The sequence below is a fragment of the Sphingobacteriaceae bacterium GW460-11-11-14-LB5 genome (assembly GCA_002151545.1).
In the GTDB taxonomy this organism is placed as follows: Bacteria; Bacteroidota; Bacteroidia; order Sphingobacteriales; family Sphingobacteriaceae; genus Pedobacter.
In genome coordinates this window covers 3,672,193-3,688,437 of sequence record CP021237.1, presented here as the reverse complement: position 1 = coordinate 3,688,437, position 16,245 = coordinate 3,672,193, and the positions used below count along the sequence as shown (strand labels likewise).

The window sequence follows — 16,245 nt, the reverse complement described above, 5'->3', positions numbered from 1 at the left end:
GTTAAATTGTTGGGGATTGTTAAATTGCCATATTTCACTATGAAATCTTGAACTATATCAAACCATCAACCAATGCAGCTGATTACTCTGAACTTAGGACTTCCGACTCCAGACTAATGACTTCGGACTCAAGACTAAGAACTCCAAACTAACCTACCCCTGACTTGCCAATAGATACAGCACCGCCATCCTCACGGCCACTCCGTTTTCTACCTGTTCAAGAATGATTGATTGTTTGCTGTCGGCTACATCACTGGTAATCTCCACGCCTCTGTTTATGGGGCCTGGGTGCATGACAATGATTTCTTTATCGAGGTTATCTAAGATCTGTTTGTTTAAGCCGTACATCATGGCATATTCCCTTAAAGATGGGAAATATTTAATGTCCTGACGCTCCAGCTGGATGCGTAGCATGTTGGCTACATCGCACCAGTTCAGGGCTTTAATTAGGTTATGCTCAACCTTTACTCCAAGTTGGTGGATGTGTTTTGGGATTAAAGTGGTAGGCCCGCAAACCATTACCTCTGCGCCTAAACGCTGCAGGCAAAGGATGTTTGAAATGGCTACACGCGAGTGCAGGATGTCGCCTACAATGACTACTTTTTTGCCCGCTACATCGCCCAGTTTCTGGCGGATAGAGAAGGCATCAAGTAAGGCCTGTGTCGGGTGCTCGTGGGCACCATCTCCGGCATTTACAATCTGGGCCTTTACATGTTTACTTAAAAACTGACCAGCACCAGCATAAGGATGACGCATTACCACCATATCCACTTTCATCGATAAGATGTTGTTTACGGTATCGATCAGGGTTTCGCCCTTGCTTACTGATGAAGATGAGGCCGCAAAATTAACCACATCGGCCGAAAGCCTTTTTTCGGCAAGTTCGAATGAAAGTTTGGTACGGGTAGAGTTTTCGAAAAAGATATTGGCAATCGTAATATCACGAAGTGAAGGAACCTTTTTTATCGGTCTGTTAATCACTTCCTTGAAATTATCTGCAGTTTCGAAAATCAATTCGATATCATTCCGGTTAATATCTTTAATGCCTAAAAGATGTCGGGTTGATAGTTTTTCTGCTGCCATTTTTATTTATTATTTTTATCTGTTTATTATATCGTTTAAATTGTCAGATAGAGCTTCCATGCCAAAATAATTATTCTGGAAGGTGTCTACGCTCATTTTGGCAAGGGCGGTTCCGATATTAAAATCACTTTGTCTTCACTTCCTTCACTCGCCCAGGTTACTTTTACCTGTTGTGAGTTTAAGCTATCTACCTGATGCCCAATGTAATCGGGTTCAATAGGTAAATGTCTGCTAAACCTGCGGTCTATTAAAACCAAAAGTTCCACTTTCTCCGGGCGGCCATAAGCAAGCAGGGCATCAAGTGCGGCCCTAATGGTTCTGCCAGTCCAAAGTACGTCGTCAATTAAGATTACTTTTTTGCCTTCGATGATAAAATCGATCGAGTTGCTGCTCGCAGTAACCAGTCCGTCTTTACGGCGGAAATCATCCCTAAAGAAAGTAATATCAAGGTTTCCCTTTAAAATTTTCTTGTTTTTAAGGATAAGCTGAAGATCCTGATGTATGCGATCTGCCAGAAAAATACCCCGTGGCTGGATGCCAATTAAAACGGTATTCGCGAAATCGTCGTGGTTTTCAATTAATTGATGGCAGAGCCTCTTAATTGTAATCTGAATTTTTTGTCCGTCAAGAAGTGTTTTCTTTTGCATTGAAGAAGGATTGGGCAAATATATAAAAATGTTTTAAGGTAAGAAAGTTGAATGGAGATTGTTTTAACGTTTTATAGTTAAATTGTTCTTTATCAAAATGTAAATGCATAAAATAAATTTTTATAGGCAGAGAGATTAAAGACCAAAGCAGAAAGACCAAAGGTCAATTTGTTTGATCATAGTTTTGGCGTTATCATTTATGCCTTTAAGCTTTAGTCTTTCCGCTTCTAGCTCATTCAGACTTTCTATTTTCAGCTTAAATTTGAAAAGCAAAGACTGTTTTTTATTCTAATGTGCGTCCGGCTGTACACTATAGTCCCGGTTTTCAACCGCGAGCTGCCGTTTCCATCCGGTTTAGATGGCCTTTTTTTTGCAGTTATTGAGGGCAAAAACCAAAACGCTGTATTGATCAAAGATCCAATTTTTTGCATGTGGATTGTTCTGCTAATCAATTCATCTTTATTAGACATTCCTCAGATATTTATCTTATTAAAAAGCTTTATTTTTATAGCATATGATCCAGCAACCAATAATCTTTTTCGATGGCGTTTGTAATCTGTGCAATGCATCGGTTCAGTTTGTTATTGCACACGATAAAAAAGACCAATTCAAATTTACTGCATTACAGGGCGATTACGCCAAAGAAGTTTTGTCAAAATTTAACGATGATCCTCAGCAGTTAAATACCATTTTGTTACTGCAAGAAGGGAGGCTTTACACCAAATCATCAGCCGCATTACGGGTAGCCGGAAAACTTAATGGATTGATTCCGCTTCTTTATGTATTTCTCCTGGTTCCTAAATTTATCCGTGATTGGTTTTACGACATTATTGCCAAAAACCGTTACCAATGGTGGGGCAGGCAGGAAAGTTGTTGGGTGCCAACACCCGAATTGAAAAGTAAGTTTATCGCTTAGTGTTGCTGATCATTTTTCTTTCTGCCCGGCGACCAAAGCCAAAGTGTTAAAATAATTAACGGAATAGTGATACTTAAGGCAATTACAATCATGATCGCTTTTTGCTTAACCATGTCTGCCTCAGTGGAAGTAAATACGTATACCGTTTCTTTGATGGCAAATAAGGTAATGATGGTAGAAAGGACGGCAAATAGTTTACGCATGGTTTAATTTTTAATGCAAAGATTGCATTAATTTTCAAAATTACGTAAGTCTTCAATGGAAGTTATTTTTAGCCAGATTTGATTAGTGAATAACTACAAGACAGATCGTTTAAAGCCTAATGTCTGGTTCGTGGTCAGGGGTTTTTTAGCATGGTAGATGCTGAAATAAATTCAGCATGACGAAACAGTAATCAAAAAAGGTCAGCCGGATTTCTCCAAACTGACCTGTGTTTACCAACTAACAATATTTATTCTGCCGTTTTAACGGGCTCAAGGTCTTTTAGTTCTTCTCCGGAGAACAGTCTGTAGTGAATTTTAAATGTTTTTTGAAGCGGGGTTTCTAAAGAAAAACCACCCACGCCAAATCCATCCAGCACATCTAAAGTAAAGTGCGAGAATTTCCAGTATTCGAAAAGATCCCGGTCTACCCAAAACTCACAGCCTTCTATTTCACCCAAACAAACATCGCGCATCCGCAGGTAATAGCCTCCTTTTTCGAAACATTGTGGCTGTGTACCCTCGCAACATCCACCAGCCTGGTAAAACATCAGTTCTCCGTGTTTTTCTTTAAGTACGGCAATCAGCTCTTTTGCTTTTTCTGTACTGTCTATACGCTTGATCATGATCTGTTTTTTAGGTTGAAATGGATTTTTTTTTGAAAACCGCAGATCTTTAAGACCTGCGGTAATCGACAAAATCAGCGGAACTAGATTTGTAAATCTTTATTTCCTGTTAAAAGAAACCTAATTTATTTTTATCGTAAGAAATGAGCATGTTTTTAGTCTGGCGGTAGTGTCCCAACATCATTTTATGGTTTTCTCTACCCACACCCGATTGTTTGTAGCCACCAAAAGGCGCACCAGCAGGGTAAGCGTGGTATTGGTTAACCCAAACACGGCCAGCCTGAATGGCTCTTGGCACCTGGTAAAGCTCATGTGCATCGCGGGTCCATACACCAGCACCTAAACCATACAAAGTGTCGTTTGCAATTTCAATGGCTTCTTCAACTGTTTTAAAGGTTGTAACGGCCAATACCGGACCGAAAATTTCTTCCTGGAAAATCCTCATTTTGTTGTGACCTTTAAAGATGGTTGGTTTAATGTAATAGCCACCACCCAATTCGCCAGGTAGTTCATTAATTTCTCCCCCGGTTAAAACTTCAGCACCTTCTTCTTTACCTAACTTAATGTAAGCGGCAATTTTTTCGAACTGGATTTTGGAGGCCTGGGCACCCATCATCACCGTTCTATCCAGCGGACTGCCTATTTTTATTGCTTTGGTTCGCTCAATTACCTTTGCAATAAATTTTTCGTAAATATCTTCCTGGATCAATAAACGAGATGGGCAGGTACAGATTTCGCCCTGGTTTAAGGCAAACATTACCGCTCCTTCTACCGCTTTATCTAAAAAGGCATCATCTTCGGCCATTACCGAGCTGAAGAAAATGTTAGGCGATTTTCCACCAAGTTCCAGTGTAACGGGTATTATATTTTCGGTTGCATATTGCATGACCAATCTGCCCGTAGGGGTAGAGCCCGTAAAGGCAGCTTTCGAAACTTTTGGATTCGTAACCAATGCACGGCCAAGTTCTGAACCAAATCCGTTTACCACATTTACCACGCCCGGGGGCAATAAATCGCCGATTAATTCCATTAAAACCATAATCGAAACTGGGGTACTTTCTGCTGGTTTTAAAACCACGCAGTTGCCGGCAGCCAGGGCAGGAGCCAGTTTCCAGATGCCCATTAATAATGGAAAATTCCAGGGAATAATCTGGGCCACTACACCAATTGGTTCGTGTACAATTAAAGAAACGGTATTCTGATCGAGTTCTGATAATGAACCTTCTTCTGCACGGATGACCCCTGCAAAGTACCTGAAGTGGTCTACACCCAGCGGTAAATCTGCTGCTAAGGTTTCTCTAACCGCTTTTCCGTTATCTATGGTTTCAACTGCTGCCAGATATTCGAGGTTATCTTCCATCCGTTGTGCAATCTTGTTTAAAATGATGCTTCTTTCGGTAGAAGAGGTTTTGCTCCAGGTTTTAAATGCTTCGTGGGCAGCATCAACGGCTAACTCTAAATCTTCTTTGGTAGAGTGTGCTGCTTTGGTAAAAACTTTGCCATCAATCGGTGAAATATTATCGAAGTAAGCCCCTTTAACAGGTGCTACAAATTTCCCCCCGATATAGTTATCGTACTGCGGTTTGAATGATGGTTTCTCAATTAAATTTTCCATAATTATTATTGATTATTGAATGCTTAAAAACCATCATGAGCGGTTTAGGTATAGGATTTTAAAGCGATTGCTCATCATGATTTTTGCGGTTATAAGATTTGGTTAATACAAACCTAATGGCAAAGCAGATGGAGCAGATAGTATAATCGAATCAATTGATAGCACTATTGTTTCAGCTTATGTAACCATATTGAAACGCTAAACGATCTTAGACCCAGCCAGCGAAGATTGAGGCTTGTGTAGCTGTAATAGGTGTTTTGGACGTGAGGTATAAACAGATGAAATAATTATATTTGATTTATAGCAAATATTTCTAACCAAATTATTTCGGTTTATGCAGCATACATTAGATCAGGTAAAGCTCAGTGCTTCGGAAACGTTGCAAACTCTGGTAGAGAACAGAACTTCTTATACCTTAGAGCGATGTGAATTAAATGTTTTCGAAACCTATACCGAATCGTATAGAGTTCCGCTTACTTTTAACGACTTCGTAATTACGAGTATGTTGAGGGGGAAAAAAGTGATGCATTTATTTGATAAGAAAGGCTTTGATTATTTCCCTGGCCAAACTGTTATTGTTCCGCCTGCCGTTACCATGGAAATTGATTTTCCGGAGGCGACTAACCTTAATCCAACCCAATGTATTGCCCTGGCTATCGATCAGGAGCAGATTCAAAAAACAATTGCTTATTTAAACGAGTTTTTTCCGAAAGAGGGGAGTAATGAGAAATGGCTGCTAAATTATGATGAATACCATTTTTATAACAATGAAGAAATTGCCTACCTGATTAATAAGGTGATCAGGATTTGCTCGGAGCGGACGAAAGAAAAAGATGTTTTAGCTGATTTAACCTTAAAAGAACTGTTGGTCCGCATTATGCAGACCCAAAATCTTAAAACCATTAGCGATGATGGTTATAACCTAAACCAAAACCCACTGGCTTTTGTATTGAACTATATTAAAACCAACCTAAACGAAAAAATCAGTATCAATAGCCTGAGCGATAAGGCCTGCATGAGCAAAGCCACATTTTACCGGTTGTTTAAACGCGAGCTCGGCATCAGCCCAAATGATTTTATTTTAACCGAAAAGATTAATAAAGCCAAACTTTTACTGGCTCAACCTGGTGCTAAGGTAGCGTCAATCAGTTACGAGCTTGGTTTTAGTGATGCCAATTACTTTATCAGGGCATTTAAAAAGATCGTTGGGATTACGCCGGGCGCATATCAAATGCAGGTAGCAAATCAGTTAATCCATTAAATCATTTATTTTTTCGTTAAGTTCTTTTAAGGGTTTAGCAAATATGCTATCGTTCATTTTTTTTGCGATGTAAATAAACGGTATGCTAATGAGGATAAGTAATACCATTTGAATAAAAAAATGGGGTAAACTGAATACTTTTTCAAAAGTTTGATGTACATATAGCTGATATGCTAGCCAGCCAGTTGGTCCCGCAAGCGGCAAGAAAATATATCCATAAATGGTTTCACCTCTTAAAATTCTTTTAATAGCCTTCAAATTGTCAGTAAGTACTTGTTTAGTGTTGGCGTTGTAATCTATACCGGTTTTTATTTTCCTGAAGCTGTTAACTCCTAAAGCCCTCGAAATTTCATAAGTAATAAATACAAAAAGCAGGAGGAACTTTAAATCTCCTTTTATCAAAAAGGCCATAGCCAAAATGGGTAAATCGATAATTCTGATCCACCTTAATTTCCATTTTAGCTTAAATAGTAAATCTTGCAGAAGACTGTGCGATTTTTCATCAATAGTGATATTCGAGATATCTATTTTGTTTACCCCTGAGTTAAATTCTCCACTCAAATTTTGCCATTCTTGTTCTAAATTCATTTTATTTACGGGTTAGCAGTGTACTTAATTGTTGTTTAATCCGATGTAACTTCACATTGGCGTTGTTTCGTGATATTCCAGTCATTTCGCTTATTTCGGTATTATCGAAACCATCAAGATGGAGCATGATGATGCTTCGGTCGATTTCGGTTAATTGTTTGATACAGCGATACAGCCAATCGGCCCGTTCTGATAATTCGGGCGGCTCGAAGTAATGATCAAATTGCCCCCGTTCTTTAACCTGGCTATGCTTTTTCTGTTTGCTCAGAAATGAAAGCGATACATTTAAACTAAGCTTGTAAAGCCAGGTAGAAAATTTAGCATCACCCTTAAACCTGCCATAAGCACTCCAGCTTTGAAAAACAATTTCCTGATACAAATCTTTGCGGTCCTCTTCATCATCGGCATAAAGGTTTACCATTTTATAGATAATGCCTTTATGTGCTTCCAGTTTGTCGAGATAAGATTTTTCAACCATATGTTATAGCTTATCTGCCTTTCGATAATTGATTCGCTTTAAATATCTTCTGGTATTGATAAATTCCAATGACTAAAGAGATCAGGGCCACCGTTAATAAGAAATATTTGGTATAACCTTGAACGCCCGTTGTATTGGCTACAATGCTTAAAAATGCAGCGATACCTAATTTTGAATTGTTGTTTTCCATTGCTATTTTAATTGATTTAAGCAGTTAGTAAGCAACAGCATGGGAAAATTACAGCAATCGGAAATTAATTTTCTAAATACCTTTTGGAGTAGGTAATTCCCATTAAATCGTAACGTTTAAACTGCGTTTTTAGCCTTTTTTGAAAATCCGGATAATTCCGTTTTTCTTTCGGACTCCATAAAATTTCGCTTAAGGCATCTAACCTTGGAAAAAGCAAATATTGCACTTTTGCCGGATTGGTAATGTATTCACTCCACAAACAGCCCTGTGCGCCCCAAATGTATTTTACCTGTTCGGCATTTAATTCTGCCGGTATGGGTTCATAATTGTACACATCAATTAAAGGCGAAAATTTGTTTGCGGTTAAACTGTCTTCTTTTACAAATTGACCATGATTGAAATACATCTTGTCTTCAGGTGTCATAATGGCCATGTGGTTTTGTTTAGCCGCTTCAATGCCGCCTTTTTCTCCCTGCCAGCTCATCACCACTGCATTTGGTGCCAAACCGCCCTGTAAAATTTCGTTCCAGCCGATAATGGTTTTGCCTCTGCTGTTTACAAATTTCTCCATCCTGCGGATGAAATAGCTTTGTAGTTCACTTTCATTTTTTAAACCATTGTCTTTCATGATCTGCTGCGAAACAGCAGATTGTTTCCACCACACTTTAGAAGCTTCATCGCCACCAATGTGAATGTATTGCGACGGAAACAAGGCCATTACCTCACTTAGTACATTCTCCAGAAATTTGAAAGTGGTATCAGAAGCCTGAAGTACATTGTTGTATTTATTCATCATTCCCCAGGTTTCGGCAACCTGGTATTTTTTGTCCGGCGTCGTTCCTAACTCGGGGTAAGCCGCTAATAAAGCCATGCTGTGTGCTGGCATTTCTATTTCCGGGATGATGGTGATGTAACGTTTAGCAGCATAATCAACCACATCTTTAATTTGTTCCTGGGTGTAGTAACCGCCGTGACGAGTACCATCGGTTTTAATAACGGCATCTTTTGGTGTAATTTTTACGTCTGCCGGCAATACCTGATATTTTATATGCTCGTTTCCTTGTCCAGGCCATAAGCCAATGATGCTTCCGTTACGCCAGGCCCCAATTTCCGTAAGCTTAGGATATTTTTTGATCTCAATTCGCCAGCCATGGTCATCAGTTAAATGCCAGTGGAAATAATTCATTTTATGAAGTGCTAAATAATCGATGTACTGTTTTACAAAAGCCACATCAAAAAAATGGCGGCTCACATCGAGGTGCATACCACGATAATCGAAGCGGGGGTAATCTATAATATCTACTGAAGGAATACTGATTTCTTTATCAGCATTTGTTGGTAATAACTGTACAATGGTTTGAACTGCATAAAACAAACCCTGTGGTGAAGAAGCACCTGCATTAATTGTGGAAGACAATACAGATACAAAGTATTTATCAGGGTTTTTATACAATTGATCTGAAATAACGAGATTAATGACATTTCCCTTAGTTTCCACTAGATTATTGCTTATCTCTAAGTTAAGATTATAATGATTGGCAATATAATTTTTAAGAAAAATAGCAGCGTTTACCGCTGTAGAATCCAATATTCTGATCGTGGTACTATTTTTAAGTTTGAATTTATCTGACGGAAAAGCTCCGGGCCTTAGTTCTACAGGTTGGGGAATTATATTCACTTCCTGTGCAGAAAGCTTAAAAGTAATTAAGGTTAGAAACAAAAAGATAAATTTCTTCATAATAGGGTGATTTTCCGCTTCAAAAGTAATAATTATAGCTATATGAAAGGAAAAGGTTTGGTGGAACGAACTACTTATGTTACATAAAACTTAGCTTGAGGTGTTAATTAACAGGCAAATCGTCATCTCGACTGAAGCGCAGCGAAATGGAGAGATCTGCTAATTAGATTTCCCGACTTCGTTGCACTCCGCTCGAAATGACGATCAATCGAGGTAATGAATAAAGCCATGTTCTCTGCGGTAAAAAAACTCACAAAAAAAATCCCGATAACTTTCGCTATCGGGATTAATATGATCAGTTAAAAAGAACTAGCCTTTTTTAGCTTTGCTTTCTTCGCCTTCTAATTGCGATTTCAATTGAGCCAATACGTCTAAATCTCCTAAAGTAGATTTCTCTACAGAATCTTTAACTTTTTTAACCGCAGTTACAGCAGCTTTAGCTTCTTTTTTCTTAGTTGCTCTTTCTTCAGCAACAGCTTCAGCTTTAACCTCTTCCCAGATACGGGCGTGAGATACTACAATGCGTTTTGCTTCTTTGTTGAATTCAATGATTTTGAAGTCATTGGTTTCTTCAGCTTTAACTGAAGTACCATCTTCTTTAACCATGTGTTTAGTTGGTACGAAACCTTCTACACCATATGGTAAAGCAATAACAGCACCTTTATCAGTTACTTTAACAACAGTACCCTGGTGAACCGAATCTAAAGTGAAGATCGTTTCGAAAGTATCCCAAGGGTTTTCTTCTAATTGTTTGTGACCTAAGCTTAATTTACGGTTATCAACATCAAGTTCTAAAACAACTACGTCTAATACATCACCAACTTTAGTGAATTCGTTAGGGTGGTTTACTTTTTTAGACCAAGATAAATCAGAGATGTGGATTAAACCATCAATACCTTCTTCGATTTCAACAAAAACACCGAAGTTAGTCATGTTTTTAACAGTTGCTTTGTGCTTGCTTCCAACTGGGAATTTAGCAGCAACTTCTTGCCATGGATCGTTAGATAATTGTTTAATACCTAAGCTCATTTTGCGCTCGTCTCTGTCTAAAGTTAAAACTTCAGCTTCGATCTCGTCACCAACTTTTAAGAATTCTTGTGGATTTCTTAAGTTTTGTGACCAGCTCATCTCAGAAACGTGGATTAAACCTTCAACACCTGGGATAATTTCTAAGAAAGCACCGTAATCTGCAACAGTTACGATTTTTCCTTTTACTTTAGAACCAACCTGAATGTCGGTGCTTAAGTTCTCCCAAGGGTGTGGAGTTAATTGTTTTAAGCCTAAAGCGATACGTTTTTTCTCATCATCGAAATCTAAAACAACCACGTTGATTTTTTCATCTAATGATAATACTTCTTTTGGATGCTCTATGCGGCCCCAAGAAATATCAGTAATGTGAAGTAAACCATCAACACCACCTAAATCGATGAACACACCGAAATCAGTAATGTTTTTAACAGTACCTTCTAGTACCTGACCTTTTTCTAATTTAGAAACGATCTCTACTTTTTGGCTTTCTAAATCGTCTTCAATTAACACTTTATGAGAAACAACTACGTTTTTAAACTCATGGTTAATTTTAACAACTTTAAATTCCATTGTTTTACCCACGTATACATCGTAATCGCGGATAGGTTTAATATCAATTTGAGATCCTGGTAAGAAAGCTTCAACGCCCATGATATCAACAATTAAACCACCTTTAGTACGGCTCTTAACGAAACCATTGATGATTCTATCATTTTCAAGTGCCTCGTTAATTGCTTCCCATGATCTTTGGGTTTTAGCTCTTTTGCGAGAAAGGATCAATTGACCGTTAGCATCTTCTGGTGCTTCAACGAAAACGTCAACTGAATCGCCGATTTTTAGATCTGGTGTATCACGGAATTCTGAAGTAGAAACTAAACCGTCTGATTTAAAACCAACGTTTAATACTACGTCTTTGTTGTTAATTGAAACAACGATACCGCTAATGATTTCACCTTTAGTGATCTGATTGAATGTTCCGGCATACATATCTTCAAACTTTTTACGGTCTGCGTCATTGTAATTACCGAAAACTTTTTCATCTGCATCCCAATCGAAATCTTCCGATGGTGTAGCCAATGATGATTTGATCGATTCGATCGAAACTGAATCAGCTTCTGATTCAATCGTTTCTTTTTCAGTCAGGCGTCCGCCTTCTCCCTGAAGTTCAGCTGTTTTAGCTGCTAATTCTTTTTCTGCTACTTGTTTTTTAGCCATTAATTAATTATCTCCTTTTTTCCCTATTTAGGGACTGCAAAGGTAAAAATTTTTTAATTAATAGAAAAGATTTTTTTAATAAATGTTGCTGATTTTTAGCGGATTAAGAATCAGCTTTTGCGTCATGCTGAATTTATTTCAGCATCTATCAGGCTAAATTCAGAAATATTGTAGGTTTTGTTTGTTAAATATTTGAAAATGAGCGCCCTGCATTTCATCGGAAAACAGCAGCCCTGCTATCGTTTATAGTCCTCGCTACGCTCCGGGCTATTCCGCTCTATCAGGTTTAAAAACAAAGAATTGTGCACAACTTCCCACCAAACGTTCCTACAGAACGTTACACAAATAACAAAATGTTATTTGCTACCCATAAACCGTCCCGATGGGACGAACCGTATTTAAAAATTGGTTGCTTTGGTTTATGATTCGTCCCAACGGGAGGAAGCATCGGTAGAACGTTTGATGATCCTGGATTTATTTCTTGGTAAACGTCCCTCTGGTAAAACCTTCGCCAATTAATGTTTCATCATCCCTGATTAATAACATAATCGTGTTCTGCTGATCGTAAAGTTTGATCATGTCACCTTCGATCACATATTTAGAAGTGAAAATAGAATCAGTATAGGCATCGGTAACGGTTACCGAATCTTTCGATTTAAAGTTGAAAGTTTTGTATTGTATATCTTCATTGCTTGCAAAAGTACCTGTTACCACTTTTGCCTGTATAAAAGTAATGTAGCAGAAATAACCGGTTACCAGGATTACAATTACTGAAAAACCGATTAAAAATTTATTGCCGCTGGCATATTTAATCGAAAAGTACAATATGGTGATCAGGATTAAGGCCACAACAACAAAAAAGATAATATTCGTATAATCTTTGTTTTCTTGGGGTACCGATGCGGCAATGCTTGTTTTTTCGGCTGTGGTTTTCACCGGAGAGATTCTCACCAAAAATTCTTTACTCACCCATCCTTCGCCATTGGTAACCTTGATTTTGTAGAAACTTGTGTTTGAAGAATCAATAACAGCAACATTTTCGTCTTTGGGCAGGTATCCGATAATCTTACTTTTCGGATCAGCTTTTTCCCTAACCCTCAAATCATCTGCAGTCGAGCGGTACATGTCAGTGCTGGTTGCCGTTTGAGTAGTAGCTGCGGGCGGTGCGGTATTTGCCTGAGGAGTTACTGGTTTGGCTGCCGGAGCAATTTTTTCGATGAAATCTTTGCTTACCCAGCCTTCACGGTTTTTAAACTTTACTTTGTAGAACTTGGCATTGCTGGCATCTAAAACCGTAATGTTTTCATTTTGGGCAATATTTCCAATAACCTTACTTTTTTGATCGCTGCTTTCCCTTACGCGCAATTTGTCGGCCTTAACGCGATACAATTCCTGCGCATTTAATCGGTTAGCAAAAATAGAAAGAGCGATGAGGAGGAAAAAAATTCTGGTCATAAGTATTGGATTCTGCGAAACAGTTTTAATAGGTAATTGCACACGCTATAAGCAAACACCGTGCTAAGTGTTTCAAAATTAGAAAATAATTTAATAGGAGGGGATAAGATTGAAAAAAGTAAAAACGATATGGTTATAAAACTACACCTTGCAGATCACTTTTTTTGACAAAACCAATATATCTGGAGTCTCGGGCGTTGTTTCTGTTATCTCCGAGCACAAAAAAGCTGTCTTTTGGAACCAGGGCAGGACCAAAATTATCTACATTCCACTTCCTTGACCATTGCTGCTCGATTTGCTCATCACGGTATGCAGGCGTTTTTACTTCTTTGTACTGATAAATACCAGCTTTTTTAGCCTGAGCATCAATAAGCTCCATATGAATTTCGTCTCCAATGGCATACATGGTTTCTTCAGCCTTTATTTTACCTGAACTAACTAAGTCATTGTATATTTTATTGCTGAAATTATAGCTATGCTTAGTGTCGTAATTTTGGACCATCAACTTGCCGTTTAAATAAACTTCGCCCATTTTTAGTTCAATTTTATCTCCGGCCAGGGCACAAAGTCGGTATATGCAACGCTCACCACTCGTTTTTACCACTACGAAATCACCTCTTTTGGCTTCTTTTAAGTTAGATGCCGTCACAATTTGATCAACGGCAACATTGGGTTCGTTTGCAGCGGAAACATTCTTGTAGGTGTTAAAAATTCCGAAAAACCTGATGCTAATCCAAAAGCAGACAAGAATGACAAAAAAAACTGCAGTAATGAAGATAATCTTTTTCATAGTTTATTTTTTGAATCAATTACCAGCTTCCGCCGGTACCACCACCGCTGCTGCTGCCACCACCCCAGCTACTGCCTGATGATGAAGACGATGAGCTGCCGGAAGAAGAGGAACTTGATGATGAACTCGATTCGACCAGCATGGCCAATGTTATCCATTTTATAAATTCTGTTTTTTTACAAAAACTACATTCGTTTATCAGCTTCGCCTGGCCTTCATGACTGTATGTGGCCTGTTTAACGGTTACCCGTTTATTCAGTTTGTAAGTTCTAAAAGCGCACTCAGGGCATTCGGTATAACTATTGTATTCTTCTGCAGGCCATGCCTTAATAATATGTTCTTGATGGTCAGCACTTTCCCAGATATCGTAATCGTATGCTAAAACAACTTCTTCCTTACGCTGGCCTGCCGTTAAAAATGGTTTTCCTTCGGTATTGATATCGCGATCAACCCGGATCATCGGCTTGTTTTTACTATCCAAAACTGGTTTGAAACGATCAATTGTTTTAACACGCCTGATGAGGTGGAGTATCATTGCAATTAAAATGATAGGAGAGAAGAGTATCAACCACCAGTTCTTTTTGTGGAAAGCCACAACGGCATCAAAGAAATTTTTATCGTCCTGGTGTGCTTTTCTCAATGCCGACAAATAGAAGAGGTACCGAAAGAAAAGCGCGATGGCCAGTATAGCAAAAAGGATGTAGGGAATGTGCGTTAATTTTATTTTTTTAAATAGGTCAAAAGCACCGGTAAAAACAAAGATGAAAATAGAAACGAATACAATAAAGAAAACCACGCCACAGCCTTTTGCTATGGTCGTATCATAACTATTTTTATTCTTGTCAAAACCTTTTAAATTTAGACCATTTTTAGCCTGCCTGTTTACGATTTTGAACACCCCGAAAAAGGCCAGCAGGATAATTCCCGTAGGGAGCCAGAAATTTTCGAGCGAAGTGTTGCTTTCGCGTTGGGTGAAAAACTGGTTGAGTTCTGATTGATGTTCAGGGTTTAAAATAATTACCCCAATGGCATTTAGGGTATTGGTAATTCCTGTATTGAAATCATTTTGTCTGAAAGCAGGCAAGAGGTTCTGCTCGGCAATATGTTTAAGCTTTACATCTGGTAATACACCTTCCGTTCCTGTGCCTGTAATAAAGCGGTATTTGCGGCGATCTTTCGCAATAAACAACAACAATCCGTTATTGCTCTTTTTTTGCCCGATTCCCCAGGTATTAAAAAGCTCGTAGGCAAAATCGAAATCTTCTTTATCGTGATCGAAATCGTTAACAATCACCACTGCCACCTGAACATTGGTTTCACGTTCAAACCGGGCAATGGTATTATTTAAACCCGAAACCGCACTACTTCCCAAAATATCGTCAGGATCACTTACATAACCTTCACCATTTTTTTTGGGATCTGGAATGTCTTTTACTTGGTAAGCAGTTTGCCCAAAAGTAATATTGGCAAGTAAAAGAAAGAATAGTAGGGTAGCGGGTTTAAATAAATGACGGTTGAGCATCGTGTAAATTTAGGTGTAAGGTTTTTACATCATCATTTAACAACTGAGTATTAATATGGTTTACTCTTTTAATATTTTAGCCAATACCTTATCCAGTTTTGCTTTATCTTTCATGTACGCTTCCAAATCGTAAAGTTGCACCGTTTTAAATTCTATCGGATGGCTTTCACTTTGTAAAGAAATGTAACCTGAAGTTAATGCTTTGCCGTCTATTTTAACTTTCGGGTCGAAATTAGAAACGCTACCACCCCCAATTTGAGGTTTGGTGTATTCTAAAACCACTTCGCCTGCTATAATGTGTTTTACAACCGAATCACCTAACACTAAAAATTCTGCAGTTACCCATTGGTCGCCAGCATAAGTTTTCGATTTAGAATCTAAACAGTGTCCGGTAAATAGTTTTCCATTATAATTTATTAATGTTCCCGGTGTGCAAACGTTACTGGTGTGACGTTCATGTTCACCGTCTCCACCCAGAATTTGGGCCTCAATTGAAATCGGAAAATCCTGGTCTTTTAACATCGTTGCCGGGTCCTGGCAATGTAACATGGCACCGCTATTTCTGGTTGCCCAACCTTCACCGCCTTTAGCCTGATCGCCAACAAAACGATAAGTAACTTTTAAAAGATAGGCCGAAAACGGTTTTTTGTAGAAAATATGCCCGTATTGTTTGTCAAATTCATTGTATCCATCATAACTTACTTTCATTACACCATTTTTTACGCGGAAAGTATTGGCAAAATTTTCTTTGTATTCGTGTTTGGCAATTTTGATGTTCCAATCTTTTAAATCTTTTCCATTAAAGAGATTGATCCAGCCTTTTTGAGCATTTGCATTCAGAATACTAAGCGATAAAAATAATACCGCCAGATAAATTGATTTTAATTTCATA

16 protein-coding genes are annotated in these 16,245 nt (G+C 38.4%); 2 read left to right on the top strand and 14 right to left on the bottom strand.

What is annotated here, in order from left to right; genetic code table 11:
* Positions 1-153: 153 nt before the first annotated feature.
* A complete protein-coding gene (locus CA265_14660; protein ARS40831.1) occupies positions 154-1,083 on the bottom strand; it encodes an aspartate carbamoyltransferase in 930 nt (309 codons plus the stop codon).
* A gap of 92 nt (positions 1,084-1,175) precedes the next feature.
* On the bottom strand, positions 1,176-1,730 hold the full coding sequence (locus CA265_14655; GenBank protein ARS40830.1) for a bifunctional pyr operon transcriptional regulator/uracil phosphoribosyltransferase: 555 nt from the start codon (positions 1,728-1,730) through the stop codon (positions 1,176-1,178).
* 514 nt (positions 1,731-2,244) lie between these two features.
* Between CA265_14655 and CA265_14650 the strand changes: the two genes are divergently transcribed.
* Complete coding sequence (locus tag CA265_14650) at positions 2,245-2,646, top strand: thiol-disulfide oxidoreductase (GenBank protein ID ARS40829.1); 402 nt, start codon at positions 2,245-2,247, stop codon at positions 2,644-2,646.
* Here CA265_14650 and CA265_14645 read toward each other — a convergent pair.
* From CA265_14645 to CA265_14635, 3 genes are all read right to left on the bottom strand, one after another.
* Positions 2,643-2,849: a hypothetical protein gene (locus CA265_14645; GenBank protein ARS40828.1), complete on the bottom strand. Its 207-nt coding sequence runs from the start codon at positions 2,847-2,849 to the stop codon at positions 2,643-2,645. The two genes, CA265_14650 and CA265_14645, sit on opposite strands and share 4 nt — an antisense overlap.
* Positions 2,850-3,097: 248 nt before the next feature.
* Positions 3,098-3,472: a UDP-glucose 4-epimerase gene (locus CA265_14640; GenBank protein ARS43002.1), complete on the bottom strand. Its 375-nt coding sequence runs from the start codon at positions 3,470-3,472 to the stop codon at positions 3,098-3,100.
* A gap of 109 nt (positions 3,473-3,581) precedes the next feature.
* The gene (locus CA265_14635) at positions 3,582-5,087 is read right to left on the bottom strand and encodes an aldehyde dehydrogenase (protein ARS40827.1); all 1,506 of its coding nucleotides are present in this window, start codon (positions 5,085-5,087) and stop codon (positions 3,582-3,584) included.
* A 334-nt stretch (positions 5,088-5,421) separates the two neighbouring features.
* Between CA265_14635 and CA265_14630 the strand changes: the two genes are divergently transcribed.
* Complete coding sequence (locus tag CA265_14630; protein ARS40826.1) at positions 5,422-6,348, top strand: AraC family transcriptional regulator; 927 nt, start codon at positions 5,422-5,424, stop codon at positions 6,346-6,348.
* Here the strand turns inward: CA265_14630 and CA265_14625 are convergent.
* The 9 genes from CA265_14625 to CA265_14585 all read right to left on the bottom strand — a co-directional run bounded on the left by CA265_14625 (position 6,337) and on the right by CA265_14585 (position 16,244).
* Complete coding sequence (locus CA265_14625) at positions 6,337-6,936, bottom strand: hypothetical protein (GenBank protein ID ARS40825.1); 600 nt, start codon at positions 6,934-6,936, stop codon at positions 6,337-6,339. The two genes, CA265_14630 and CA265_14625, sit on opposite strands and share 12 nt — an antisense overlap.
* A gap of 1 nt (position 6,937) precedes the next feature.
* On the bottom strand, positions 6,938-7,414 hold the full coding sequence (locus CA265_14620; protein ID ARS40824.1) for a hypothetical protein: 477 nt from the start codon (positions 7,412-7,414) through the stop codon (positions 6,938-6,940).
* Positions 7,415-7,424: 10 nt separating this feature from the next.
* Positions 7,425-7,604 (bottom strand): hypothetical protein, encoded by a 180-nt coding sequence (locus CA265_14615; GenBank protein ARS40823.1) that lies wholly within the window; start codon positions 7,602-7,604, stop codon positions 7,425-7,427.
* Positions 7,605-7,668: 64 nt separating this feature from the next.
* Positions 7,669-9,342 carry a beta-N-acetylhexosaminidase gene (locus tag CA265_14610; GenBank protein ARS40822.1) on the bottom strand — a complete coding sequence of 558 codons (1,674 nt, stop codon included), beginning with the start codon at positions 9,340-9,342 and terminating at the stop codon, positions 7,669-7,671.
* 309 nt (positions 9,343-9,651) lie between these two features.
* A complete protein-coding gene (locus CA265_14605; GenBank protein ARS40821.1) occupies positions 9,652-11,586 on the bottom strand; it encodes a 30S ribosomal protein S1 in 1,935 nt (644 codons plus the stop codon).
* Positions 11,587-12,060: 474 nt separating this feature from the next.
* Positions 12,061-13,041: a hypothetical protein gene (locus tag CA265_14600; GenBank protein ID ARS40820.1), complete on the bottom strand. Its 981-nt coding sequence runs from the start codon at positions 13,039-13,041 to the stop codon at positions 12,061-12,063.
* Between the two features lie 133 nt (positions 13,042-13,174).
* Positions 13,175-13,831: a signal peptidase I gene (locus CA265_14595; GenBank protein ARS40819.1), complete on the bottom strand. Its 657-nt coding sequence runs from the start codon at positions 13,829-13,831 to the stop codon at positions 13,175-13,177.
* Positions 13,832-13,850: 19 nt separating this feature from the next.
* Entirely contained in the window at positions 13,851-15,353 is a 1,503-nt protein-coding gene (locus CA265_14590; protein ARS40818.1) for a hypothetical protein, read from the bottom strand.
* Between the two features lie 60 nt (positions 15,354-15,413).
* Positions 15,414-16,244 (bottom strand): hypothetical protein, encoded by an 831-nt coding sequence (locus CA265_14585; protein ID ARS40817.1) that lies wholly within the window; start codon positions 16,242-16,244, stop codon positions 15,414-15,416.
* Position 16,245 lies beyond the last annotated feature (1 nt).